Origin of the sequence: Candidatus Fukatsuia endosymbiont of Tuberolachnus salignus (genome assembly GCF_964030845.1) — a bacterium.
In the GTDB taxonomy this organism is placed as follows: Bacteria; Pseudomonadota; Gammaproteobacteria; order Enterobacterales; family Enterobacteriaceae; genus Fukatsuia; species Fukatsuia symbiotica.
In genome coordinates this window covers 2,722,574-2,747,246 of the sequence record NZ_OZ034983.1, presented here as the reverse complement: position 1 = coordinate 2,747,246, position 24,673 = coordinate 2,722,574, and the positions used below count along the sequence as shown (strand labels likewise).

The window sequence follows — 24,673 nt, the reverse complement described above, 5'->3', positions numbered from 1 at the left end:
TTTAAGCCATTCATTTGCATGGTGTCGAACTGTGTCTTGTACAGCACGAGTTACGCACGGATCTAACCTGGGGAAGCCAAGAGTGATCTGATGTGTTCAGTAATGGCGTTTTTAATGACAGCCCAATTTTGTTGGTAAAGAGTTATTTTTTCGGACAGACGGCGTTTATGTTGTTCAAACCAGGCAGCCATGGCCAGAAAAATATGATTTCTTTACGCCCGGCCTGTGCGGGCCTGACAGCGTTCTATGCCACAAGTTTGTTTGACTTCCCGATGATAAACTTCAACAGACCAACGGGCTTCGGTGACAGCACTAATTTGTCCCCGAGTGGGGGTCTCTTGGTTCGTAGCAACATAATCAATGCGACCGTGTTTGGCCACAAACTTGAAGACTGTCACCTAACCATAGCCCCGCAGGTGTACTGAAAGCCCTTCTTCTGGAATATCAAGTGAGGCTAATTTTACGTTACGATTAACTATCCGGTTCTTTCTCAACGTGGTGACCCCAATCCAGCCAGGAGAACGAATGGCGTTGAGATTATCTAAACTTGAATACCACGCATCCATCACCACCGCTTCAGGACTTATGCCCCTCGCTTTTGCCAGTTTGAGCATGTCGCAAAAATGCGAGCTTTTTGTTTTTCCGGCGGTCTCTTTGTCGTCAATTCGGTAGTCAATAGGCACTGACTCTCCCGTTTCAAGACCCCTGCCACAGCAGATTAACCAAACCAATACCTGCTATAGCAGGAGCCGTATAAGTTGATTATGAAAATCAGAAATAACATATTGATATTAATTAATATTTATTAACAAAAGTGATCACGTTACATGGCGCCTGCTATATCACATCATGTTCATTACCAGAATATTGATAATGAAACAGCTCTATCTTCTTACTCCGTTTTTTTGCTAGCACAGTATCAGCCGCAATCAGTAAACAAGGCGCTCCCCGCTCAATCGAGGGCGCGACAAGGTGCCACAACTCTTTGGGACGAAAACAGCGGCTCTTTAACCTGCGAATTACGCTATCATGGGATACCCTCGACGGGCTCACTTCTGACAACGCCAGACTAGAATATCTCACACGACTCGCTTGTAAAAATGCTTTATAAAGGTCTTTCGTACAGGGATAACCTGACATCTCATTACCATTCTTATCTTTTTTTCTACTCTCCTTTTACCATCATTTATTACAGTGCGAAACTCGTGACATCGTCCAAATCAGCGGTAACAGCTACCGATTAAAGGGAAAAAAAACAGTTGGAATTGTACCTATCACCGATCTGGAAAAGCACTCATTTTGGGATGAAAAATAATCAGAGTGGGTCAATTTTATATTGCCGTTTTTACCGGGTTAGTGGGTCAAAATTCGATTGCTGTTGACACTCAAGGGTAGGATTTCAAATCCGACCCTTTGAAAAGGCTTACGGGTGAATTCACCCTCGGCATTTCAAATGCGTATGGCGCTAACACCGTAACCCAACGTTATCTTTTCGATTATTTATTGAGCCAAACAAACCTGGGTAATGTACGCCTGCAAGCCCACAATTTGCTGCGTGACAATTGCTATTCCTTCCCGGAGACGGAAATAATCGTTGATAACGGTGTCGTCAAGTCAGACACCGGTAGCATCATCCAGGCGGGTGGTCGTGGGGGTGTCGGGCAATGTTTCACAGCGGGCAGCGAGCTGAGTTTTACCATCGGTTAATTCTCGGGTGTGTTTGTTATCGAGCACGGCTATTTGTTGGTGTTGCTTCTGCGTTGTTTGGAGCGTGATAAAGAGGTTATCGCGCTCATCCCTTATCGTTTTGATGACGCTGTCTTTTTTTGCTGATTCAGTATGGTAATAAACAGCCACCAGACTGACGAGCAGAATGAGACTCATCAGGATAAAAAATGAATCGGTTAAACATCGAGTCCTCAACAGGTGAGTTCACTTTCTTGCGCTTGTCTCATTACTTGACCCGCACAGTTATTAGCTCGAATGCGACAATCTTTACCGCCATCAAATGGCCAGCGTTTGATTTCTGCACAAGCACCGTGGTAGTCACCGGCATTCAATTTTCGATAAAAAGTCGACGAGAAGCATTTACTTGCACCGATGTTATACGGACAAAATGAAGCAATACCGGCTTTCTGGGCGTCGCTTAACGGTACCTGAACATGACGTTCTACCCAGGCGATCGCTTTATCTACCTCAAATTTGTTAACTTGCTCGCATTTTTTTGCACTGAGTTGCAGGCTTTGCCTCACCGGCTTGTCATCAACTCGTGTCGCACCGCGGCAAATTGTCCACACATTCGCGCCGTCTCGGTAAGCTGTCAGCCGATTGCTTTCTTTTTCATGCAGAAATTGAGCAAGGATGGTTGTCGCTGTCGCTCCTGCCAAAATAAGTCCCAGCATGGGTTTGCTTAGCTTACTCATTTGCCTGTCCTGCTCTTGCGCTTATCTTCTTTAATTTTGAAATATAAATTCGTCAAATACGTCAGCACAGCCAGCGAGACGCCCGCGAGTACGCCAATGGCGATCCATTGTTCCGGGCTGTAGCTGTTTAGCAAACCATTCAGGATGCTACCGGCAGAAGCACCATAGGCCGCGCCTGTCGTCAGTTTTTCCATTGTCATTTTCGTCTCTCAGTGGGGGGAGGCGCTAAAATAGAAAAAGGCCATGTGATGCGCAGCCCTAAATAAGCGTTTTTTGCAAGCATGTTACAAAAATATTCCGTATAACGTCTCTTTGTATTAATACGTAAAGATACGTCATGATTATATTGCTAAACGTAAATATACTATTTGAAAGAAGAGTTTTTTCGATTAAAAGCGGTTGGATTGGTATTATACAATACCTTTAATCATCACCTATTAAATATAAATAAATCTAATTAAATTTTTCATTTAATTGTATAGCACTCTATTTCAGATCATGTATTCAATAGGTTGTTAAGGTATCAAAAGTAGTATTCCCTTTCAATGAATGTGCCAATCACCTTATCGTGCATTTTTTCGGATTTTGAGTAATCTATGGTTTTACGATTGAATCGTTTAAGTCGCATTCTCAGTGTTAAATTTTTTTTCTGTCCTTTGCGTATAAAGCTTGCCGGTGATGTGATTGGCAGAAGGTAAGATAGAATAAGCCGTAAAATTATCTGTACAGAAGAAGGCCACCTGAAAAGGGGCTAACAGGTCAAGGAGTCTCTGTAGCGTTGAGGTATCTCGTCGTCCGAAAACATGGGCGATGATCCGCTTAAATAGGGGCTCCCAGGCATACCACAGCCATCGCTGATTTTTTTTGTTCGCTACAAAAGACCCCTGTTCATCCACTTCACAGATAATCTTAATTTCAGCTTTATCAATGGGTAAGTTGGTTACATTGCGGGGGGGTGAGTTTTTTAAAATGCGCATCACCGCATTAATACTGATAGATAGCACGCTTGCAGTGTCTCGAATACCTAAATTATTCATCGCTATATCAACAACTTGCTCTTTAATCCCCGCTTTGCAGGCCGTATAAGAATAATTCAGTTGAAAGGTGCATTTGCAGGACAGGCAACGAAAACAGGGGGTGTCCGCCACTTCCTATCCCCTATTTTTTTACGTCACTCGTTTCACCACAGTAGCGGCAACGAACTTCTATTTTTGCCACCGGCGATTATCCTGCAAAAACAGAAATTCTAACAGAGAATAAACCTATTGAATACATGACCGCTGCTTGGAGCCCTCCGTTAAGAGCTTTGCATTGAGTACTGGCTCAAATTTTTTGCAAAAATCATCCAGTAAGCAATAAAGTTCGGTAATATCGTTCATGAGTGCCTCGCTATTTCGTGATGAATAATGTCCGCAAACATCATTGTCTTGAAGTACGAGGCACTTATCTATTCTTGAGCAAAAAGTTAGAGAAAATAAACGTCAATTCCTTATCCCGAACTCAGGTTACCAATACACTGGCGCGTTCGAAAAAAGGTAGTGTCATTTTCATCCATTAACTCCTGAAATCCGCATTCATTTAGCTCCAAAATGAAATTATTAATAGAGGGCGGATATTACCACAAAAGTGCTTTATACCCTTTGCCTTTGAAGCCGCCGCGTTGTTGGCTGCAGGCATATGTGCATTTCATTTGCCTAGGCGGCGTAATATAAATTAATAATACTAATAATATAAAAGAATATTTTTTTTGCCATTACTTATCATTTTCAGTTAGCTTAAGAAAATTATTGAATGACATTGATCATCACGAGTCGCCCTACTTACACCTTATTTTATAACAATATTGTTAGGAAAATAATTATGCCAGATACTCATGCCACAGACACCGTTACTCCCGCAGCTGATACAGCCGTTGCCAACGACACTACCGTTCACTATAGGGGGCAGGAGGCTACTGCGATTGCTGGTTTTATGGCATCAAAGGATTACCCTCGATTTCAGCAGCAATATCAGCAGGCGATTGATAGTATTGTCGCATTTTATAATCAACACGAAAGCGACGAAGAGAAAAAAAGAACAGTAGCCGATAACTTTAATAAATTAAAAATCAAGATCTCCGAAAACAGTGATCAGCATTCAGATAATACCTGGCATCATTATTTTCAAGCCAAAGACTGTTTAGAAAGGATAGTGCAATATTTAACAACAGAGAGTTTAATAACAGAAGGCGGAGCACCACTTAACGTAAAATTAGAAGCTATTCACGATCTCGCTCCGCATGTCATTGTTTGTCCAGAGGGCACCAAAACACACATCTTACATGCAACAATGCAATTAGAGAGTTACTACAACAGCTTGCCGCATAAAGTAGAACAAATCAGACAAACTCTCATCCATGCTGCCATAACAGAATTTATTAGTACCAATAGTGGACCTAACACCCAATTGGGTGAAAGGGCCTGGGTGCACCAGCATAATGCCTATGTCAATAGATTAGCGGAACAATTTGGCATCCCTACCATTCAGGACCAACATACTGACCCTATCAATATCACGCGAGAAGATCTCCTTGCCTGTCAGCAAAAGATTAATAGCGTCTTAACGCTCCATGCTATTACCTATCAGTTAGCGAAAAATTTGCTAGATAATCTTGAGGATATGCTGCTGAATAAAGATATTGACAGGCAGACTAACCGGTTTATTGATCCTGACATTATTCCTGGCACCTTAGCGGGTCTCGAAAAAAATTATGGTGAACTTGAGAGCGCCTCGTTATTTGAAGAAACTGAAGATTATCGCTACCAGCTACGATCCGAGCCGATACTATTACAAATAGACATCGCTAAAAAATTACTGGCGAGTTTACCGCCAGAAAAATTACAACAGATGGGCTGGTCAATAGAGACGCTGACAGATGACGGCAAAGGAGTGACGATCAAACGCATCGATACTCTTTTTTGGAAAGAAATCACAGCAGAAGAGGTCACTGAAACGCTTGAATTAAGCTTGTCTGATATAAAAGGTTTACATAGAGCCCTTGTGGACAGAATAGCGCCGGAACAATTGATCCGTATCTTGGCAGGCGCCTCTGAGCAGGATGCAGAATTTCTCACCCGTATCGATCCTCGCAGCTTATCAAGCGCCAATAGCAAAGAAATTGAATCTTTTTTCACAAAAATGGGGCCGGAAGCCAGTGTTTTTTATGCCACCAAGCACAGTGAATGGTTTAAGCGATTGGGCAGCAATCCTTTACTAAAGGTTTTTTTAGCATGGCCGGTCGATCAAATAATGACTACCTCCACTGCTCTCTTCCACGGATTTAACCAAGAACAAATTAGCGCGCTATTTGCGAAATTAGGTGTAAAAGGCATTGATTATGCGAAAAATAATCTCGCATGGTTCAAAAAACTGCCTGTCAATCCATTATTACCGGCCCTGTTAACACTCCCTAAAGATCAACTGTTCAACACGACTACCGATCTATTGCACGGCATGACGACGCCACAACTTGCTAATTTTTTCTTAAGACTCGGTGGCGAGCGTGGTATGGATTATGTAAGGGATAAGAAGACATGGTTTAAACGCTTAAGATACAATCCATTGATACTGGCTCTATTAACATTACCCATTGAGAAATTGGTTCAGGTCCACTCTTATTTTTTTGAAAATATAAGTTATTTAAGGGCTAAAGATTTTTTTTCCAAATTAGGTCCTCAACAGAGCCTCGAATATGTAAAACGCAATCCAGGATGGCTAATTGATCTATCCTATGGCGGGGCTATTCTTAACCCCTTGAGGCTGAACCCGGTAATCCCGACGCTGTTAACCCTCAACGGTGAAGAACTGTTACAGACTGTTATTCCTGGCAATCTGAAACAGATTACAGAAACAGAACTCAACCAGTTATTTGTTAAATTGGGGCCCGCTTTGGGCATTGAGTATGCAAAACGTCATCCAGCGTGGTTTGAGACATTGCCTATTAACCCGCTGCTGCCGGTTCTTGCGGATCTGTCTGATAACGAGTTAATAAAAATCCCGCCAGAGGTGTTTTATCCGATGACCGCTGAAGCCATCAGCGAATTTTTCCAGCATCGTCAACCGACTTCTTTGTCAGCGGATTATATCAAGCGCTACCTTGATCCGTTCCAAAATCAGCAGGGGGGTGGCGATCATGTGCAAATAAACGCGTGGGGACAAGGAAATCATCCCTTTAGAGAATTCCTGTTAAACATAGTGATAATAAAAAAACAAGCGACTATGTTTGAAGCGGATTCTTTTTACTCTCCTCTTAAGCAATTATTGATCGCGGCGATTGAATTTGACGATGAGGCTACTACCCGTTCACTCTTACTAAGAACAACGGAAACGGAAACGGATGATGAAAATATAAAAGAAAGATTAGGGCTAGAACAAAAATATTATGGTCATCATAAAAATCCTTTATTTTTAGCCTTGGAAAAGAATCGTACCTGGTTAGTCACCGAATTGTTATTGCTGCATCCACTCAAGGATTATCAAGATCATGGACGATATCACGTCCTTTCCTACCCGATACAATTCAAAAATGTGGAGATCCTCGAGGCGTTGTTGCTTGCGGGTGCTGATGCAAACGAGAAAGATGCACTGACTCAGCGTCCACGAATTGAAGAAGCGGTGTTATCCGGGGATCCACGTTTGGTAAGGGTACTTTTACAGCACCAGGCAAAAGATGAGGCAGGTAATGCTTTGCTGCTCGCCATACGGCAGGGAAATAGTGAGATGGTACAGGCATTATCGACCATAACCCGGCCGAATCCTCCCAGCTCGCTTTATGATGAAGCACTAGCTGCCGCCAGAATCTTGGCAGATCCCGCCACGTCAGCCGCCATCATTGCCGTCCTTGAGCAACACACCCAACAATTATCTCATTCGCACTCTGTGGAGCCGCCGGATCTGTTTCAGCATGTGGTGACCTCCCTTGAGTCAATACAAGGCGAAAGGGCACGTAAAAAACAATTTATTGAACTATCCATACAAGATAACTTGGATCGATTACATCAGACATCGGGCACCCCCCAGTTAGAAATTGCATTTAGACTGAAACAGCAAATTCACGCTTATCTCAGCCAACAGCGCGATCCTCTACGCCATAGCACCTTATTAACGTTGGATAGCCAACTCAATCGTGTTCTCTTTACTGGAGAAATGTCACCTTTCGAAACAGAGATGCACCACATACTATCAAAAGACCCGGCATGGTTAGCCTATATCTATCAATCTGTACATAATGAACCCTCTTCTTCCCGTGCAACCTTAATGGCTTTTTTCATTGCGGCAATAAAACATGAACACTACCTCAATCTAGGGGGTTTTCCTGAGCCGGTACCGTCCAACCAACAATTAGGGTTTAATGCCACCTTCCATAGCTCTTTGGAAAACATGAATTCAGAAGAGTTGGATCATTTTATCTCTCAGTTGCGACAAGATCAGCAAAGTGGCGAGTTGCAAAAAATCAAGGTTGATCGTAGCAAGAAACAGCTGCACATCGGCTACAGTTATGACGAATTAGTTTTTCTAGCAGAAAAATATGAGATCATCCGTTCTATAAAAAGGAAGTGGTTCTCCTATTATGATTCTTATTCTGGTGTTGATAGCGATGCTGATTATAAATATCTACAGGATCATGGTAATCCAACTTATATACACCAGCGACAGCGAGAACAGTTAACACAGATCAAAGAAAGCTATGACAGTCTTTACAGTGCTGACTTGAACACCTGGGATAGCCATTACACAGGGCAAGGGCGTCTCCAGCTTAATCAGCAACTGGCTCAACAAGCGGATATTAACGGGCAACTGAGACTTCTGCTTGATCAACGGCAGGGATTACTGCTGGGTCGCGCGGATGATTGGAGAAGAAATAGTGGCATCCCTGAGTTTATTATTCACCACCTAGATACATTGAAACAGCAGGGGGTATCGACACTGTTTCTGGATCTGCCTAATACCAAACTCGTTTTATCGCTGATTGATGATTACCAACGCACCAAGAGGATGTCGCCGATATTGCGTAAGATACTGCGTAATAATGGCACTGAAACGCTTTTTAGCGCCGCCAGTGAAAAAGGGATGACCATTATTCCTATGGGCAAAAAAATTGCCCGCTACAGCATACATGAATATGCTGTGGCTAATAATGTGGCGATGCAAACGTTAACAGGGTTGCCAACGGGGGAAAAATTCATCTTTTATTTGTATTAAATATCATAATGATAATAATTATGATTGTGATTTAAAATTTTATTTAATAATTTTTTTATATTTTAATCTCAAAATACAAATTGTTAGCAGTATTTTTTTATTAATGAAAATCAGATGTTTTTATTTTTATTTTATTTTGGCATAATGGTATTCATTAATTTTTACACTGTCGATAAATAAGGGTAATCATCATGCTAGCCAAAGCGATGGTAGAACGTCTTAATGAACAATTAAATTTAGAATTTTACTCAGCCAATCTTTATTTGCAAATGAGTGCTTGGTGTCGTTATAAAGGTTTTGATGGTGCTGCTGCCTTTTTAAAAACGCATTCTCAAGAAGAGATGAAGCATATGCAACGTTTGTTTGACTACTTAAGTGACACTGGGGCACTGGCCTTAATAGGACCAATAAAGGAACCACCGGTTGAATTTGATTCATTGGAAGATGTTTTTAAACAGACCTATGCGCACGAACAAGAGATCACCGAAAAAATTAACAATCTCGCCAATATCGCGTTGAAGACAAAGGATTTTCCTGCTTTTAATTTTTTACAATGGTATGTTGCTGAGCAACATGAAGAAGAAAAACTGTTTAAATCTGTGGTAGATAAATTTACATTAGTTGGTGACAGTGGTAGCTCGTTGTTTTTGGTTGATAAAGATTTACAGCATATGGCAAGCAACCTGCAGCATCGTGCTGCAGAATAATTTTGTTAAGATAAAGATACCTTTAGGTTAAGTTTATTGACGTAAAAATACCTGGGGTAGCTGGCTATCTGGATGATGACAAACAGCCAAATCAGCTTGATACCAACGGGTTAGAATGTCACTACGCAGTACTTTATGCGGTGTGCCTGATGCAACTAATTTCCCTTGATGCAGTAATAGGATCCGATCGGCATAGAGCGCCGCCAGATTGAGGTCATGTAAGATACAGCAAACAGCAAAAGGTTGCTGCCGAGTTAGCTGTCGTAGCAGACGCAAGGTATGTTGCTGGTGATACAAATCCAAAGCAGAGGTAGGTTCGTCGAGAAATAAACAGCAGGGGATGGGCTGTGGGTACCAAAGTTGGGCTAGTGCTCGGGCCAGTTGTACCCGTTGCTGCTCGCCCCCCGATAATTGCCGGTAATCACGTTGTGTCAACGCGCTACAACCGGTTTGTTCCATCACTTGTTGCACAATCATTTGTTGCGTAATCCATGGTTTGATTTGCTGATTGCCGTGTGGGATGCGCCCCATTGCTACCACTTCCTCAACAGTAAACGGAAATTCTAACGAACTAGACTGCCTCATTACCGCACGAATCTTGGCCAGTTGTTGAGGATGCCATTCATGTAAAGGTTTATCCAACAAACGGCAGCTGCCGCCATTGCTTACTAAATAACCGCTTAACAGCCGCATTAAAGTGGATTTCCCCGCGCCATTTGTTCCGATAATAGCGACGATCTCTCCACTATTAAGGTGCAAGGAGATATTGTTAATCAGATTACGATCACCGATGTTGTAATGCAGATGTTTAGCTTCAAGTAACATGCTGTTGTTCGAGAAGGAATAGTTGGTACCCGATGTGAGAAAATTATTCATCCAACCTCCCCTATTGACGTAATACTAGCCATAAAATAACTCATTAAAAACAAATAGATAAAATATTTTTGCTTATATAATAGGTAACAAATTACGACAAAACACAACTTTTCAGTCATTATTTATCAATACGTTGCTTATTTATTTCGACCTATTATTTTGCACTGAACGAAGGTTCCTTTTTTGATCTATCATAAAGTTATCCACTCTCCCAACGTCCAAGATAGCCTTGTTTGAAATGTGTTTCGTCGACATCGGTCATGTTATCTTTTTCTTTGACTTCGTGTCACCAATCTTTAACTCATTTTAAATATTGGCTTGTTCTGTATTCACCAATCAGATGGAGGCAAACAGTGACACTATATGACATATACATACTACACTATCTGTTACCACGAAGAGAGTAAGCAGATTATCGTAAGAAAAATTTGATAGTGAGTAAGTTTGCGATAATCTTTTCTCCCGTTTATGCTCCATCTCTCTTTTTAACTACTCAGTGTGGTTGATGTTAAATTTTGAATAGGCTTTCATTTTAAGCTAGCCTGCTATTTATAGCAGGCGCCATGTAACTTGAGCGATTTTGTTAACAAATATTCATTAAAATCAATATATTATTGTTAACTTTCATAATCAACTGATACGGCACCTGCTATAACAGGTTTTTTCCTAGTGCCAGATTGTTTTTTTCTCCTATTTATCGGAACAGTGGATCTTACAATAATGGGACCACGACAGCAAAAAAGCCAACAACTACGGACTTAAGTAATCAAAATATAAGTAATTGGAAATACGTACATGATTCTGTACTTTAAAATCTTAATTTACGGATTCTTAATTTTAAAAACAACCAACTAGATCTTAACGAAATAGATGAAGTACGGTCTTTGCTCAATGTGATGCCTGAGCTTGAGGAGCTGGATCTGAGTGGCTTCCAGTCACAGCCCAACCAGGCAAATTGATCGAAACTTTTATACCCGTGATCAATGAAGATGCTTGATTTTGAAGTCGATAAGGATCTGCTCATAGCCATGAAACTAGAGCTGACTGCTGACCAGAAAATTACCCTCGAAGCCCAACATCGTCAAAGCCATGACCGCCGTGTCTGTGACAGGATCCGGTGTGTTTTGTTGTCCGCAGACGGCTGGACTCCCCCTATGATTGCTCACTCACAGCTCATTAATGAAACCACGGTGCGGCGCCACCTTACAGACTATCATAAACTCAACAAGCTCAAGCCTGAAAATGGCGGCTCCGATGGCTATCTCAATGCGGAACAGACCACGTCGCTGGTTGAACATCTCACCCAGCCGCTCTACCACCACAATCACCAAATTGTGGCGTATATCGCTGGACGCTGGAACATCACCTTTACCGTATCAGGTCTGTATAAAGGGTTGAAGCAGCATGGCTTTAGCTATAAAAAGCCGAAAGGTGTTCCGCATAAATTTGCCGTTGAGAAACAGCAGCAATTTATAAAGACCTACAGCGAATTGAAAGACGCCGCGGGTAATGACCCCATACTGTTTATTGATGCCGTTCATCCGACACAAGCCACCAAAATAAGCTACGGCTGGATACGAAAAGGCCAGGATAAAACGATAGAGACCACCGGGAGCAGAACGCGGTTGAATATCATGGGAGCCTTGAACATCCAGAATGTGGCTAACCCATAATCCGTGATGATGAGACGATTAACAGCGAAAATGTGGTTCACTTCCTGTCTGCCATTCGCGCGCATTATCCCATCACGACAACGGCACATGTGATCCTCGAGGGTGCAGGCTATCACCGTTCACAGCTTGTGCAAGACGCCGCGCTTACGTTGAATATCCAGCTTCATTACCTTCCGCCGTATAGCCCGAATCTAAACCCGATAGAGCGATTGTGGAAGGTGATGAATGAGCAAACACGAAACAATAGATATTACCCATCTAAACAGAGTTTTAAGAACGATATCTTAAACTTCTTTGAAGTGAAGCTACCACAAATGGCAAGTTCTCTGGTATCTCGCTTAAACGATAATTTCCAGGCGCTAAATCCTGCATCTTGATTTCACTTGGGTATAGACGAAATGGCGAAAAGCAAAAAGCCAATAAAACTTATTTTCAGTGATAGACTGGCTGATGACTTGGACAAGCTAGCACTGTCAGAAAAAACACGAAAAAATTTAGTGATACCTTATAAATAGTGTCGTCACGTAATAAAAAATAGATTATCATGTAACAAATAGCGATAACTGTTGAGATGATTTAAAAATGAGTTTAGCCCCTCGCCATCACGATATATCCGATCCTGTTTGGAGCCGGCTGGAACCTCATCTAGCTGGAAGAAAAGGCACCTGGGGTGGTATAGCTCGGGATAACCGGCAATTTATTAATGCGGTGTTCTGGATATTGAGAACCGGCGCCCCCTGGCGTGATTTACCTCCTGATTATGGAGGTTGGAAAAATACTCATCGCCGGTTTTGTCGCTGGCGTGACAAAGGGCTGTGGGAGTCTCTCCTCGAAGAGCTGATTGTGGAGCCAGATTTTGAATGGCTGATGATTGATGCCACTCATAGTAAAGTTCACCCTCACGCGGCGGGCGCAAAAGGAAGCAATCAAGGTATGGGTCGCACAACAGCAAGATACACTTGGCCATGGATGCGCATGGTATGCCGGTCAGAGCGATTATTACATCAGGTACCACAGCGGATTGTACAGAAGATAAGCGCTTGATGGAGGGAATAACAGCAGAAAATCTGCTGGCCGACAAGGGCTATGACAGTGATGAGATTGTCAGACAAGCTGAAGAAGCGAATATGCAGGTGGTGATCCCACCTAAAAAGAATCGTAAAATTCAACTTGAATATGATAAAACCCTCTATAAACATCGACATCTTGTGGAAAATGCTTTTCTGCATCTCAAGCGCTGGCGGGGGATTGCTACACGTTATGCAAAAAATACCGCTTCTTTTCTCGCTGCTGTACAAATACGATGCCTTGCTCTATGGCTCAAAATTTTATGACGACACTATATAGACCTTTACTCATCACACTGGAAAAAAATATTGAATTTATGGATAACCTGGGTAGCCATGAAGTTCATTGCGCACTCTGTCGGGTTGGTGCCGAGGTTGCGCAATTCGTAACCTATCCTTTTAAAAAAATCGTTGATTGCACAGGCGCACTCCTCACCGTGTTCCTCTACAACCTGCTTCCTCAGCATCTCGCTCTCCCAGCAAGGCTGGTCCATCATGATCTTTTACCATTAACAGGGGCAGATATGGCATAGGTGGTATAAATTGATTTAAAATAAAGGGTCAGAAAACAAGGTATCGATATCACATTGTCGCTTTCTGCGAAGGGTTTTAGATTGAGCTCATTTGTGCTCAATGGGGGGGGTTCATATCAGGAGAATAAGTGGGAAAATATTCCAGAATAAAGCCGGCTTTCTGTCTAGCAGACTGGATGTCTTGGCGTTTATGGAAACTCACATTATCCATCACAAGGACCGCGCCTGGAGGGGATTTTGGCAGTAAATCTTGGGTGACCCAGGCATAAAAAATATCGCTGTTGATATGGCAGTCGAAGGTACAAACCGTGGTTAATTTTCCGTTAAGCTGGGCGCCAATGACGTTAGTACGCGCTTTGGCATGCCAATCGTGTTGGCCGTAACAGCGCTTACCTTTCACTCAATAACCATAAAGACACGGCATATCATGGGCAAAACCGCTTTCATCCACGTAAATTATCGGGGTACCACAGGCTTCATAAGCCTGTATCTTAGTCTGAAAATCTTTTCACGCTTGGACGTCGATTTTGGGATGATAAAATGTTTTTTTTATAGCTAAACCCAGCCCGTTTTAACGCATCGCATATCCCTCGAGCACTGACCCCCATACGTTGAGCGCGTTTATTCTGGCCTAATAAATTTGGACACTAAAGAAGGGAAAAATTTTAGTGAAGAGATAGTGAATAGATTAAGGTATAAAGAAGATGTCTCCCCAGAAATTTACGCCAGAATTTAAACATGAAGTGGCTAACTTAGTGATTGAGCAAAATTACACTATTTCCCAAGCGAGTACGGTCATGGGTGTTAGCAAAAGTGCGTTACGACACTGGGTTAAACAATTACTCAGTGAAAAGAAAGGAAATACCCCTTTGACAAGCAAAGCGATAACAGCAGAGCAGCAACGTATTGAAGAACTTAAAGCCAGATTGCGCCAGGTTGAACGAGAAAAAGAAATACTAAAAAAGGCTTCTGCTCTCTTAATGTTGGACTCCTACAATCGGTTAGTCTGATTGATAAATTAAGTGAGCATTATTCCCGAATGGAGTTGTGTCATGTCTTCGGCGTCAACCGAAGCAGCTACTACTATCAACGTAAACGTCAGCGAGAAGGTGACCCCGAACGCGAACGCCTGAAAACACGATTAACTGAACTGCATCAGGCTAGCCGAGAGTCTGCAGGAGCCCGTATGTTATCGGCAGCACTTAAACAGAAAGGGGAATCCGTGGGACGTTACAAAACAGTTCGATTGATGCGCGAGGTAGGCATTGAAAGCAAGCAACGCCGACATCGTTACAAACGCAGGGGTAAAGAAGCCTGTTATGCGCCTAATCACCTTAATCGTGAATTTACCGTTAGTGCACCCAATCAAGTGTGGTGTGGCGATGTGACCTACATTTGGGCGGGAAGGTGCTGGATATATCTCGCGGTCGTACTGGATTTATACGCAAGAAAAGTAGTGGGGTGGTCTTTTTCGACATCACCCGACAGTGAACTCACCCGACGGGCTCTCATGTTAGCTTATGAATCAAGAGGAAGACCTAAAGATGTCCTGTTTCACTCAGACCAAGGCTGTCATTACAGTAGTCTATCGTATAGACAACAGCTCTGGAAATATCAGATAAAACAGAGTATGAGCCGCCGGGGTAATTGTTGGGATAATGCGCCAATGGAGCGCTTCTTTGGCAGTTTAAAGTCAGAATGGAGACCAAAACAGGCCTATAGTACCGTTCAACAAGCACAAGCTGATGTACTTCCCTACCTCACTCATTATTACAATCAAGTCAGGCTACATAGTGTTAATGATTACCAAACGCCAATGATGAAAGAATACCAGGCGGCATAAAACACCTGAATTTGTGTCCAAAATTACTTGACCAGAACATGATTTCAAAAGCAATAAGTGATCCATAAGCATCCACACCGAGATGAATTTTTATGGTGTTACCTACTCTACTTTTTCCAATTGCCTCCGTACCACTGCTTGCAGCACCTGCACTGTGTTGATGCGTTTTTACATAACTGCCATCTATAAATTGCCATTCCAAATCAGGGGTATGAACTTACGCTTTGAAAATAAATAGCCATTTCCCTTTTTCAGACCCATTATTGAATTATTTTAAAAATAGAATTCCAGCAGCCAAATTGTTCAGGGAGGTCACGCCATGGGCATCCTACGCGTAGCCGGAAAAACAGGCCTTTTACCATTAAACGTAATTTTGGTTTGTCATAAATAGTGTGTTGAAGCATGATATTTTTCAACTTCGACCCGTGTTCATCATTAGACCTCTTCGGAAACTATAGCAGGCGCCATGTAACGTGATCACTTTTGTTAATAAATATTAATTAATATCAATATGTTATTTCTAATTTTCATAATCAACTGATACGGCGCCTGCTATAGCATTCATGTAGGAATGTTGTTAAAAATCTCCTGAACAAGGAGCCCCCATGAAATATGAACAAATAAAGGTATTGGAAGAGGAAAAATTTCGGCGCTTAACCGGAGTTAAACGCAGTACATTTGAAAAGGTGATAAAGATATTGAATGAAGCAGATAAATGTAAGCAAGGGAAAGGAGGTCGGAAACCCAAGCTGGGTTTAGAAGATCGCTTATTAATGGCCCTTGAGTATCTACGGGAATATCGCACTTATTTTCATGTTAGCCGAAGCGATGGGGTGAGTGAGAGCACCTGCTATGAAACGATTAAATGGATAGAAAATACGCTAATAAAGCATCCTGATTTTGCACTCTCTGGACGCAAAGCTTTATTAAAAAGTGATAGGGAGTATGAGCTCGTTCTTATTGATGCCACAGAAACGCCGATTGAACATCCAAAAAAAACAAAAGCAATTTTACTCAGGAAAAAAGAAACGACCCACCTTAAAAACCCAAGTGATCGTCGATAAAAAAAGCAAAGCAGTCATCTGTACAAGCTTTACTCATGGGAGGCGTCATGATTTTAGGTTGTTCAAAGAGTCTGGCGTGCGAATACATCCTGAAATCAAAACAGTGACAGATACAGGTTACCAAGGGCTTGGCAAGATCCATTCAAACTCGGCGTTGCCTAAGAAAAAGACAAAGAAAAATCCCTTAACAAAAGAAGATAAACGCAACAATCGTGAGTTATCAAGCCAGCGTGTATTAAACGAAAATGTCCTTGGTATGATTAAACGATTTAAAATCGTATCAGATCGTTATCGAAACAGGCGAAAACGTTTTGGATTACGATTTAATCTGATTGCAGCAATTTATAACATGGAAATTAGATAAATCAGAGTTTCCGAAGAGGTCTATTGAATATCAATCGTGGCACACTAAACTCCTCTTATTGGGTGTTGGAACCGTAATATTACGAGTTTACTCTTCTCTTTCAATTCTTTATTATCAAATGTCAACAGCCTCTAGGGAGAGGATCAAATACAGACAAATCAAACGGACAGATTCTGTCCGTTTAATGGTGATGTCATTTCAGTTTTAAGCGGTTCGTGGTGTGTGTCGACAATGCCTTGTACAGTCACTACGTTCCCAGCGAAAGCCTGATTAATGCGATAATGTGCTGATAGCTGTGGCCTTCTGGGCTGCCACCGTATTGGGCGGTGACACTGGCAATAAATTTTTCTAACGTGGTGTTAAGGCCATTGCCATTGATTCCCATGGAGCCATCTTGTTGTTTGAACGCAGTCACGGATTGGTTACGACAACCGATGAGCGAGACGGTGAAGTAGTCCGCATCATTCGCCACACGGGCATAGTCTCCCACCCGTGTTTGACCGTGCATTTTTACCTCCCCACAGACCTGAGCCGTGCCAAAGACCCGTGCTTGGCCGTACACCGAGGCCTGGCCGACAATACGTGCTCTCCCGCATACCCTCGCTTCGCCATATACCTGTGCATCATCACGCACCCAAGCATTTTCATACACCCAAGCTTCATTAAATACGGCTACTTGGCCATCAACATGCGCCTCGTTGGAGACCTGTGCCTTATGGCATACGCGGGCATTGCCGAATATTTGTGCATCATCGTAGATATGTGCTTGATCGAATGCTTGCGCATTATCAGATAACCATGCATTCCCAAATATCTGTGCGTGACCATACACACAGGCATGATCAAAAATTTGTGCATTATCGTAGACTCGGGCGTTACCATAGACCCGCGCATTATCATGTACCCAGCAATTGCCGTCTTGAGAGAGATTGGTTTCTGTTTCAATCCATCCCCCTACCTCACCGGCTTTCACGCCATCAAACGGTTTTCGTGCTGCTATTCGGTACAGCGTGATACCGTCGGTTTGCTGTTTTTCATCGGTTAACATAAATTTTTCCATGTCTTTTTTCCTCCAAAATAAAAAATATTGGCTTCTCACCTCTGTGGATTAACTGAATAACGCCTCTGCTAAGCAGAAGCGGTGATAGCCTTGTTTGTCCGGCGTGTTCCTCTAACTGAAAGTAACCAGGCTCTTGGCATTAGCCGTTTGTACATACTGCCCTGTGGCTTTTTACGTAAAGGGAAGGCCGTCGCTAGAGCCAATCGCCCGATCTACATCTGAGCGAGGTTGAGCACGCACTATTTTTGCGTGATGGCCCCTCTCCGATCAAGACTGTTTTCAATCGCCTCGCGCGAAATAGCCTGCGCTTTACGGCGTTGATGTCTGCGGTATTTGGCATTACCGCCATACATTGCCTTGCGTTTCGATGGTTTGTAAATAATCGTTGCCAGAACTTACCTCTGATTGATTTCTGGATAAGCTGGTTACATGACCTATTCAGAAATCAACGGGTAAACGTAAGGGTGCACTTTGTCAGTGCTATAAATCCCAAATTGTTAAAAAGCGTCCGCCTGGGCGGGGTAAAGCCGGTCTTGCAATTCGCGAATCATTCCGATCTTCATGTGCCTCGGACGGCTACTTCATGGGCTTTCCTTGCCTGCTTCACGTCGGCGTTTGCCGTGTTGATAGACTTAAATATACAGGTAAAAATGTATTTATCAAACAATTAATATTGTATTTTCATTTCGTTTATACATATCTGTTTGTATTTAAAATGAATTTATTTTGAAAAAACTTAGGATTTGACTCATCAGACCTATCGATTAGGTATGAAAAGAGTTGGGTGAATTGTGATCACGGGGAGGACCTAGCTAGCGCTTACGTCGATATATCCTATGTTCAACCATTGTTCCAATAATAGTCACTGGAACTATATCAGATTTGATTGTTGGATAATCGGGATTTAGAGGAATTAATTCAAATACAGCCTTACTATCCATGGCGGTAGTTTGAGGACGATATTTTTTAAATGTAGCTTCATTATCACAGTTTTTAGCAACAACAAACTCTCCAGGACATGGTTCTATTTCAGGATCAACGATGATAATATCCCCTGGTTCAAATTCTGGTTGCATTGAGTCCCCTTCGATTTTCAACGCAAAAGTATTCTCTGAACAATCTCTATCGGTCAGTATGTACTCAAATTCATCTGTCTCATTTAATATATGTGCGTTATACGCCAAAGCACCAGCTCGTATATAACTTATTAAGGGAATCTTCCTTGTTCCCACCTCTGCCAAGGTTTTAACCCCCCCCCCATGTACTAGCCAAGAAGGGTCACATTGTAAAACCTTAGCTAGTCCAAGAATATTTCTTGGTTTTTTTGTCTTTCCATTTTCGATGGCTTCTATAGACTGCTGAGATGTTTCAGCAATTTTTGCAACTTGAGTTTGAGTCAAGTTCAACTCTAGCCTTCTAGTTTTCACTCTATTTGCAAGGCTCATTATTATTCCTCGGTTAACTACTTTATATCTTCACAAGAAATTCTGTAATTGACAAACATGTATATTTGTATATTAATACAATTAATTTTGTGGAGGATAACAACGGAAACTATCTCGGAGAGAATCAAAAAAAGATGCTCTGACCTTTGTATGACCCATATATACCCGTGATCAATGAAGATGCTTGATTTTGAAGTCGATAAGGATCATGCTCATAGCCATGAAAATAGAGCTGACTGCTGACCAGAAAATTACCCTCGAAGCCCAACATCGTCAAAGCCATGACCGCCGTGTCTGTGACAGGATCCGGTGTGTTTTGTTGTCCGCAGACGGCTGGACTCCCCCTATGATTGCTCACTCACAGCTCATTAATGAAACCACGGTGCGGCGCCACCTTACAGACTATCATAAACTCAACAAGCTCAAGCCTGAAAATGGCGGCTCCGATGGCTATCTCAATGCGGAACAGACCACGTCGCTGGTTGAACATCTCACCCAGCCGCTCTACCACCACAATCACCAAATTGTGGCGTATATCGCTGGACGCTGGAACATCACCTTTACCGTATCAGGTCTGTATAAAGGGTTGAAGCAGCATGGCTTTAGCTATAAAAAGCCGAAAGGTGTTCCGCATAAATTTGCCGTTGAGAAACAGCAGCAATTTATAAAGACCTACAGCGAATTGAAAGACGCCGCGGGTAATGACCCCATACTGTTTATTGATGCCGTTCATCCGACACAAGCCACCAAAATAAGCTACGGCTGGATACGAAAAGGCCAGGATAAAACGACAGAGACCACCGGGAGCAGAACGCGGTTGAATATCATGGGAGCCTTGAACATCCAGAATGTGGCTAACCCCATAATCCGTGATGATGAGACGATTAACAGCGAAAATGTGGTTCACTTCCTGTCTGCCATTCGCGCGCATTATCCCATCACGACAACGGCACATGTGATCCTCGAGGGTGCAGGCTATCACCGTTCACAGCTTGTGCAAGACGCCGCGCTTACGTTGAATATCCAGCTTCATTACCTTCCGCCGTATAGCCCGAATCTAAACCCGATAGAGCGATTGTGGAAGGTGATGAATGAGCAAACACGAAACAATAGATATTACCCATCTAAACAGAGTTTTAAGAACGATATCTTAAACTTCTTTGAGGTGAAGCTACCACAAATGGCAAGTTCTCTGGTATCTCGCTTAAACGATAATTGCCAGGCGCTAAATCCTGCATCTTGATTTTACTTGGGTATAGAACTAGCGATAAAGGTTGGAATTAAGCAGCAATCAATTCAGCAAATAGAGTCAGGGGCTACAAAACGCCCAAAATTTCTATTTGAAATAGCTAAAGCTCTTAACTGTGATCCTCACAGGCTTATTTATGGAAGAACAAAATTCGAAGTAGCTTGAGGAGTATCAATCTCGCTTTAAAATTTTAGTCCATAGAGAAATTATTACCGACGGAAAAAATAAAGCGACCTAGCACAATCATTACCATTAACTATCTCATAACTAAACAGTAAACATAACTAATCTGAATTCGGGATAAGCCGACTATTCTATAATGTGACGATATTTGAGCAGTTCAGAGCGAATTTTGGTTTGGATGGTGTAAGGTAGTAAGCAACGCAGTGTGCTCGACAGATACCGTCTTGATTACGTCTTTGCAAGCGCTATTTTTGTATCAAAAGGGAGACCTGATTTCAGCACGCCATAGGCCAGTTGGAGTAATTTACGCATTGCAGCACAGACACCGACTTTTCCCCCTTTATTTCGTTTTACCCATCGTTCCCATTGAGATTTTATTATTGGGTTGTAAGTGATGGAGCTAAGGGCTGGCATATACCCAAGTGAAATCAAGATGCAGGATTTAGCGCCTGGAAATTATCGTTTAAGCGAGATACCAGAGAACTTGCCATTTGTGGTAGCTTCACTTCAAAGAAGTTTAAGATATCGTTCTTAAAACTCTGTTTAGATGGGTAATATCTATTGTTTCGTGTTTGCTCATTCATCACCTTCCACAATCGCTCTATCGGGTTTAGATTCGGGCTATACGGCGGAAGGTAATGAAGCTGGATATTCAACGTAAGCGCGGCGTCTTGCACAAGCTGTGAACGGTGATAGCCTGCACCCTCGAGGATCACATGTGCCGTTGTCGTGATGGGATAATGCGCGCGAATGGCAGACAGGAAGTGAACCACATTTTCGCTGTTAATCGTCTCATCATCACGGATTATGGGGTTAGCCACATTCTGGATGTTCAAGGCTCCCATGATATTCAACCGCGTTCTGCTCCCGGTGGTCTCTATCGTTTTATCCTGGCCTTTTCGTATCCAGCCGTAGCTTATTTTGGTGGCTTGTGTCGGATGAACGGCATCAATAAACAGTATGGGGTCATTACCCGCGGCGTCTTTCAATTCGCTGTAGGTCTTTATAAATTGCTGCTGTTTCTCAACGTCAAATTTATGCGGAACACCTTTCGGCTTTTTATAGCTAAAGCCATGCTGCTTCAACCCTTTATACAGACCTGATACGGTAAAGGTGATGTTCCAGCGTCCAGCGATATAGGCCACAATTTGGTGATTGTGGTGGTAGAGCGGCTGGGTGAGATGTTCAACCAGCGACGTGGTCTGTTCCGCATTGAGATAGCCATCGGAGCCGCCATTTTCAGGCTTGAGCTTGTTAAGTTTATGATAGTCTGTAAGGTGGCGCCGCACCGTGGTTTCATTAATGAGCTGTGAGTGAGCAATCATAGGGGGAGTCCAGCCGTCTGCGGACAACAAAACACACCGGATCCTGTCACAGACACGGCGGTCATGGCTTTGACGATGTTGGGCTTCGAGGGTAATTTTCTGGTCAGCAGTCAGCTCTATTTTCATGGCTATGAGCATGATCCTTATCGACTTCAAAATCAAGCATCTTCATTGATCACGGGTATAAATGGTTGAAGCAGCATGGCTTTAGCTATAAAAAGCCGAAAGGTGTTCCGCATAAATTTGACGTTGAGAAACAGCAGCAATTTATAAAGACCTACAGCGAATTGAAAGACGCCGCGGGTAATGACCCCATACTGTTTATTGATGCCGTTCATCCGACACAAGCCACCAAAATAAGCTACGGCTGGATACGAAAAGGCCAGGATAAAACGATAGAGACCACCGGGAGCAGAACGCGGTTGAATATCATGGGAGCCTTGAACATCCAGAATGTGGCTAACCCCATAATCCGTGATGATGAGACGATTAACAGCGAAAATGTGGTTCACTTCCTGTCTGCCATTCGCGCGCATTATCCCATCACGACAACGGCACATGTGATCCTCGAGGGTGCAGGCTATCACCGTTCACAGCTTGTGCAAGACGCCGCGCTTACGTTGAATATCCAGCTTCATTACCTTCCGCCGTATAGCCCGAATCTAAACCCGATAGAGCGATTGTGGAAGGTGATGAATGAGCAAACACGAAACAATAGATATTACCCATCTAAACAGAGTTTTAAGAACGATATCTTAAACTTCTTTGAAGTGAAGCTACCACAAATGGCAAGTTCTCTGGTATCTCGCTTAAACGATAATTTCCAGGCGCTAAATCCTGCATCTTGATTTCACTTGGATTTAACAGCCGGTGGCTAAAGGCCAAGCAAGAGGCAAAAATGAAATACCCTGAACTGGCATTTGACTTCACTTTTCACGATTTAAAAGCGAAGGGAATTTCCGATCTCGAAGGCTCATCGTATGAAAAACAGACTATTTCAGGTCATAAGAATGTGGCACAAACCGCTCGCTACGACAGGAAAATTAACGTAGTTCCGGTGGTAGGAGGTCAATAATATTCTGAAGCGATATTCTGAAAACCGTGCAGCTGATTAAAAAATGTACTTCTCATCATCAATTCGTTTAAGGACAACTATTTGATTTAAAACTTAAAACTCTCTGGTGCCGGGGCGGGACTTGAACCCGCACGGCCTTAAGGCCGAGGGATTTTAAAAAATAAAACGTGAACAATAAAAACAAACACTTAATTAATATCAAATAGTTAGTTTTGAGGATAGGTCAGTGTATTTACTTATCAGTCAGATCTGTCGCCATCAAATATCAGTCATTTTCAAGCTGATTATAAGGGTTTAACGTCAACACCGCGTCAAGGTGATCGGGAGCAAAATGAGAATAACGCATCGTCATCACAACGGTGCTATGTCCTAGAATTTGTGATTGACATATGTTTGGCATATGTTAAGGTATTTATGTGATTCAAAGAAGGAGCATGAAAATGAGAACAGTATCTATTTTTAACAATGGTAAAAATAGGGCTATTAGATTACCAAAAGATATGGATTTTGACAATATCACTGAATTGGAAATCATCAAAGATGGCGACAGCTTAATATTGCGTCCCATACGCCCGACATGGATTTCTCTTATAGAACAAGAAAAAGTAGTAGATGATGATTTTCTGTCAGAAAGAGAAAATATTATCGATGAGGGGCGTTTTTGTTATGATTAAAAGAGTTTATATGCTTGATACCAATATTTGTTCATTCATTATGCGAAAACGTCCCACTGAAGTGATAATCAAGTTACAACGGTGTGTCGAACGGAAAGATAAAATAGTAGTATCTGCAATAACCTATGCTGAAATGCGGTTCGGTGCTATTGGTAAGAAGGCGTCCCCCAAACATATTTATCTGGTTGATGAGTTTGTTAAGCGTTTTGATTCGATTCTTCCTTGGGATGTTGCGGCAATTGATGCAACCACTTCAGTTAAACTTGAACTGGCAAAATTAGGGACTCCAATAGGTGGCAATGATGCAGCCATTGCAGGTCATGCTCTTTCTGTTGGTGCCATATTGGTGACAAATAATGTAAAAGAATTTGAACGAGTTAAAGAATTAACAATAGAAGATTGGGTGTCTACCAGTTAACCCACAATATGTGCTAAAGCTAAAGCCAAGATCTGGTAGTCCATTCAATATTATGGTCGGTAAAGCCAAGTAATTAACAACTTTCATAACGGACTGCCACGCCTTTGCGTGAGCTTTATTACGTAAATCATAATGATGTATCTGTGCTAAATTTGTGATATTGATCACAAATTTTATCAAGGCTTCATTCGTGTTACTCTCGGTTTTTTTTAATAAGACATGAGCAATATAAGATAGTTAAGTAATACCAAATTATTACCCGTGAGAATATGCTGGTGTATTTGCGGATAAATCGAAATTTGTCGCCATCAAATATCAGTCGTTTTCAATTTGATCATAAGGGTTTAAAGTCAACGCGGCGTCAAGGTGATCGGGAGCAAAATGAGAATAGACCTCTTCGGAAACTATAGCAGGCGCCATGTAACGTGATCACTTTTGTTAATAAATATTAATT

At 42.3% G+C, this 24,673-nt stretch carries 20 protein-coding genes and 9 pseudogenes; 13 read left to right on the top strand and 16 right to left on the bottom strand.

Features of this window, described 5'->3' with window-relative positions:
* Nucleotides 1-62: 62 nt before the first annotated feature.
* The 8 genes and pseudogenes from AAHH42_RS14965 to AAHH42_RS14955 all read right to left on the bottom strand — a co-directional run.
* Nucleotides 63-1,140, bottom strand: a pseudogene (locus tag AAHH42_RS14965) (transposase).
* A gap of 360 nt (nt 1,141-1,500) precedes the next feature.
* Nucleotides 1,501-1,569, bottom strand: a complete 69-nt coding sequence (locus tag AAHH42_RS14960) for a hypothetical protein (RefSeq protein WP_353962778.1) — start codon at nt 1,567-1,569, stop codon at nt 1,501-1,503.
* A complete protein-coding gene (locus AAHH42_RS13180) occupies nt 1,566-1,631 on the bottom strand; it encodes a hypothetical protein (protein ID WP_240313915.1) in 66 nt (21 codons plus the stop codon). Before AAHH42_RS13180 ends, AAHH42_RS14960 begins: the two co-directional genes overlap by 4 nt.
* The gene (locus AAHH42_RS13175) at nt 1,615-1,884 is read right to left on the bottom strand and encodes a hypothetical protein (RefSeq protein ID WP_342222099.1); all 270 of its coding nucleotides are present in this window, start codon (nt 1,882-1,884) and stop codon (nt 1,615-1,617) included. Before AAHH42_RS13175 ends, AAHH42_RS13180 begins: the two co-directional genes overlap by 17 nt.
* Nucleotides 1,885-1,919: 35 nt before the next feature.
* Nucleotides 1,920-2,423: a lysozyme gene (locus tag AAHH42_RS13170; RefSeq protein ID WP_342221328.1), complete on the bottom strand. Its 504-nt coding sequence runs from the start codon at nt 2,421-2,423 to the stop codon at nt 1,920-1,922.
* Complete coding sequence (locus tag AAHH42_RS13165; RefSeq protein WP_072550910.1) at nt 2,420-2,623, bottom strand: class II holin family protein; 204 nt, start codon at nt 2,621-2,623, stop codon at nt 2,420-2,422. The genes AAHH42_RS13170 and AAHH42_RS13165 overlap by 4 nt, the downstream gene beginning before the upstream one ends.
* A gap of 323 nt (nt 2,624-2,946) precedes the next feature.
* Nucleotides 2,947-3,571, bottom strand: a pseudogene (locus tag AAHH42_RS13160) (IS1 family transposase).
* Between the two features lie 129 nt (nt 3,572-3,700).
* A pseudogene (locus AAHH42_RS14955) lies at nt 3,701-3,802 on the bottom strand (IS982 family transposase); the annotation flags it as partial.
* Nucleotides 3,803-4,283: 481 nt separating this feature from the next.
* Here AAHH42_RS14955 and AAHH42_RS13155 point away from each other — a divergent pair.
* Nucleotides 4,284-8,663: an ankyrin repeat domain-containing protein gene (locus AAHH42_RS13155; RefSeq protein WP_342221327.1), complete on the top strand. Its 4,380-nt coding sequence runs from the start codon at nt 4,284-4,286 to the stop codon at nt 8,661-8,663.
* Nucleotides 8,664-8,854: 191 nt separating this feature from the next.
* Entirely contained in the window at nt 8,855-9,370 is a 516-nt protein-coding gene (gene ftnA / locus AAHH42_RS13150) for a non-heme ferritin (protein WP_342221326.1), read from the top strand.
* 33 nt (nt 9,371-9,403) lie between these two features.
* Here the strand turns inward: ftnA and AAHH42_RS13145 are convergent, their stop codons facing one another.
* Nucleotides 9,404-10,246, bottom strand: coding sequence for a heme ABC transporter ATP-binding protein (locus AAHH42_RS13145; protein WP_342221325.1), 843 nt, complete (start codon nt 10,244-10,246; stop codon nt 9,404-9,406).
* A gap of 1,028 nt (nt 10,247-11,274) precedes the next feature.
* Between AAHH42_RS13145 and AAHH42_RS13140 the strand changes: the two are divergent.
* From AAHH42_RS13140 to AAHH42_RS13130, 3 genes and pseudogenes are all read left to right on the top strand, one after another.
* Nucleotides 11,275-12,296 (top strand): annotated as a pseudogene (locus AAHH42_RS13140) (IS630 family transposase).
* Between the two features lie 205 nt (nt 12,297-12,501).
* Nucleotides 12,502-13,253 (top strand): annotated as a pseudogene (locus AAHH42_RS13135) (IS5 family transposase).
* Nucleotides 13,250-13,519, top strand: a complete 270-nt coding sequence (locus tag AAHH42_RS13130) for a hypothetical protein (RefSeq protein WP_342221324.1) — start codon at nt 13,250-13,252, stop codon at nt 13,517-13,519. The pseudogene AAHH42_RS13135 and the gene AAHH42_RS13130 overlap by 4 nt, the downstream one beginning before the upstream one ends.
* A 97-nt stretch (nt 13,520-13,616) precedes the next feature.
* Here AAHH42_RS13130 and AAHH42_RS13125 read toward each other — a convergent pair whose 3' ends face one another.
* Nucleotides 13,617-13,919: a transposase gene (locus AAHH42_RS13125; protein WP_342221323.1), complete on the bottom strand. Its 303-nt coding sequence runs from the start codon at nt 13,917-13,919 to the stop codon at nt 13,617-13,619.
* A gap of 304 nt (nt 13,920-14,223) precedes the next feature.
* On the opposite strand from AAHH42_RS13125, the gene AAHH42_RS13120 reads away from it, so the two are divergent.
* A protein-coding gene (locus AAHH42_RS13120) for an IS3 family transposase (protein WP_342221322.1) occupies nt 14,224-15,362 on the top strand; the annotation gives its coding sequence in 2 pieces (ribosomal slippage) (nt 14,224-14,476 and nt 14,476-15,362; 1,140 coding nt in all).
* Between the two features lie 40 nt (nt 15,363-15,402).
* Here AAHH42_RS13120 and AAHH42_RS13115 read toward each other — a convergent pair.
* Nucleotides 15,403-15,766: pseudogene (locus AAHH42_RS13115) on the bottom strand (transposase); the annotation flags it as partial.
* Between the two features lie 201 nt (nt 15,767-15,967).
* On the opposite strand from AAHH42_RS13115, the gene AAHH42_RS13110 reads away from it, so the two are divergent.
* Nucleotides 15,968-16,790, top strand: a protein-coding gene (locus tag AAHH42_RS13110) for an IS5 family transposase (protein ID WP_342221321.1) whose coding sequence is annotated in 2 segments (ribosomal slippage) — nt 15,968-16,356 and nt 16,355-16,790 — 825 coding nt in all. Because the reading frame shifts where the segments join, the coding sequence is not laid out codon by codon here.
* A 247-nt stretch (nt 16,791-17,037) separates the two neighbouring features.
* Here the strand turns inward: AAHH42_RS13110 and AAHH42_RS13105 are convergent.
* The gene (locus AAHH42_RS13105) at nt 17,038-17,850 is read right to left on the bottom strand and encodes a hypothetical protein (protein WP_342221320.1); all 813 of its coding nucleotides are present in this window, start codon (nt 17,848-17,850) and stop codon (nt 17,038-17,040) included.
* A gap of 812 nt (nt 17,851-18,662) precedes the next feature.
* Nucleotides 18,663-19,295 (bottom strand): helix-turn-helix domain-containing protein, encoded by a 633-nt coding sequence (locus AAHH42_RS13100; RefSeq protein ID WP_342221319.1) that lies wholly within the window; start codon nt 19,293-19,295, stop codon nt 18,663-18,665.
* A gap of 220 nt (nt 19,296-19,515) precedes the next feature.
* On the opposite strand from AAHH42_RS13100, the gene AAHH42_RS13095 reads away from it, so the two are divergent.
* Together AAHH42_RS13095 and AAHH42_RS13090 are read left to right on the top strand one after the other, a co-directional pair.
* Nucleotides 19,516-20,538, top strand: coding sequence for an IS630 family transposase (locus AAHH42_RS13095; protein WP_342222079.1), 1,023 nt, complete (start codon nt 19,516-19,518; stop codon nt 20,536-20,538).
* Between the two features lie 6 nt (nt 20,539-20,544).
* A complete protein-coding gene (locus AAHH42_RS13090) occupies nt 20,545-20,709 on the top strand; it encodes a helix-turn-helix domain-containing protein (protein WP_119797527.1) in 165 nt (54 codons plus the stop codon).
* Nucleotides 20,710-20,955: 246 nt separating this feature from the next.
* Here the strand turns inward: AAHH42_RS13090 and AAHH42_RS14950 are convergent, their stop codons facing one another.
* Together AAHH42_RS14950 and AAHH42_RS13080 are read right to left on the bottom strand one after the other, a co-directional pair.
* Nucleotides 20,956-21,141, bottom strand: coding sequence for a hypothetical protein (locus tag AAHH42_RS14950; protein ID WP_420836492.1), 186 nt, complete (start codon nt 21,139-21,141; stop codon nt 20,956-20,958).
* 14 nt (nt 21,142-21,155) lie between these two features.
* Nucleotides 21,156-22,178: an IS630 family transposase gene (locus AAHH42_RS13080; RefSeq protein ID WP_342064682.1), complete on the bottom strand. Its 1,023-nt coding sequence runs from the start codon at nt 22,176-22,178 to the stop codon at nt 21,156-21,158.
* 59 nt (nt 22,179-22,237) lie between these two features.
* Here AAHH42_RS13080 and AAHH42_RS13075 point away from each other — a divergent pair.
* Together AAHH42_RS13075 and AAHH42_RS13070 are read left to right on the top strand one after the other, a co-directional pair.
* A pseudogene (locus tag AAHH42_RS13075) lies at nt 22,238-22,900 on the top strand (IS630 family transposase); the annotation flags it as partial.
* An 8-nt stretch (nt 22,901-22,908) separates the two neighbouring features.
* Nucleotides 22,909-23,127 (top strand): annotated as a pseudogene (locus AAHH42_RS13070) (integrase); the annotation flags it as partial.
* 265 nt (nt 23,128-23,392) lie between these two features.
* Here AAHH42_RS13070 and AAHH42_RS13065 read toward each other — a convergent pair.
* Nucleotides 23,393-23,506 (bottom strand): annotated as a pseudogene (locus tag AAHH42_RS13065) (site-specific integrase); the annotation flags it as partial.
* A gap of 61 nt (nt 23,507-23,567) precedes the next feature.
* Here AAHH42_RS13065 and vapB point away from each other — a divergent pair.
* Together vapB and AAHH42_RS13055 are read left to right on the top strand one after the other, a co-directional pair.
* On the top strand, nt 23,568-23,801 hold the full coding sequence (gene vapB / locus AAHH42_RS13060; protein WP_119797192.1) for a type II toxin-antitoxin system VapB family antitoxin: 234 nt from the start codon (nt 23,568-23,570) through the stop codon (nt 23,799-23,801).
* Complete coding sequence (locus AAHH42_RS13055) at nt 23,794-24,219, top strand: type II toxin-antitoxin system VapC family toxin (RefSeq protein WP_119797191.1); 426 nt, start codon at nt 23,794-23,796, stop codon at nt 24,217-24,219. The genes vapB and AAHH42_RS13055 overlap by 8 nt, the downstream gene beginning before the upstream one ends.
* The last annotated feature ends 454 nt before the right edge of the window (nt 24,220-24,673 follow it).

What these genes read in the sequence shown, in the direction of transcription:
- AAHH42_RS13175 (WP_342222099.1), bottom strand. Translation starts at nt 1,884, where the DNA reads ATGAGTCTCATTCTGCTCGTCAGTCTGGTGGCTGTTTATTACCATACT.
- AAHH42_RS14950 (WP_420836492.1), bottom strand. Translation starts at nt 21,141, where the DNA reads ATGCCAGCCCTTAGCTCCATCACTTACAACCCAATAATAAAATCTCAA.
- AAHH42_RS13100 (WP_342221319.1), bottom strand. Translation starts at nt 19,295, where the DNA reads ATGAGCCTTGCAAATAGAGTGAAAACTAGAAGGCTAGAGTTGAACTTG.
- AAHH42_RS13155 (WP_342221327.1), top strand. Translation starts at nt 4,284, where the DNA reads ATGCCAGATACTCATGCCACAGACACCGTTACTCCCGCAGCTGATACA.
- AAHH42_RS13145 (WP_342221325.1), bottom strand. Translation starts at nt 10,246, where the DNA reads ATGAATAATTTTCTCACATCGGGTACCAACTATTCCTTCTCGAACAAC.
- AAHH42_RS13105 (WP_342221320.1), bottom strand. Translation starts at nt 17,850, where the DNA reads ATGGAAAAATTTATGTTAACCGATGAAAAACAGCAAACCGACGGTATC.
- AAHH42_RS13170 (WP_342221328.1), bottom strand. Translation starts at nt 2,423, where the DNA reads ATGAGTAAGCTAAGCAAACCCATGCTGGGACTTATTTTGGCAGGAGCG.
- ftnA (WP_342221326.1), top strand. Translation starts at nt 8,855, where the DNA reads ATGCTAGCCAAAGCGATGGTAGAACGTCTTAATGAACAATTAAATTTA.
- vapB (WP_119797192.1), top strand. Translation starts at nt 23,568, where the DNA reads ATGAGAACAGTATCTATTTTTAACAATGGTAAAAATAGGGCTATTAGA.
- AAHH42_RS13130 (WP_342221324.1), top strand. Translation starts at nt 13,250, where the DNA reads ATGACGACACTATATAGACCTTTACTCATCACACTGGAAAAAAATATT.
- AAHH42_RS13095 (WP_342222079.1), top strand. Translation starts at nt 19,516, where the DNA reads ATGAAAATAGAGCTGACTGCTGACCAGAAAATTACCCTCGAAGCCCAA.
- AAHH42_RS13055 (WP_119797191.1), top strand. Translation starts at nt 23,794, where the DNA reads ATGATTAAAAGAGTTTATATGCTTGATACCAATATTTGTTCATTCATT.
- AAHH42_RS13165 (WP_072550910.1), bottom strand. Translation starts at nt 2,623, where the DNA reads ATGACAATGGAAAAACTGACGACAGGCGCGGCCTATGGTGCTTCTGCC.
- AAHH42_RS13080 (WP_342064682.1), bottom strand. Translation starts at nt 22,178, where the DNA reads ATGAAAATAGAGCTGACTGCTGACCAGAAAATTACCCTCGAAGCCCAA.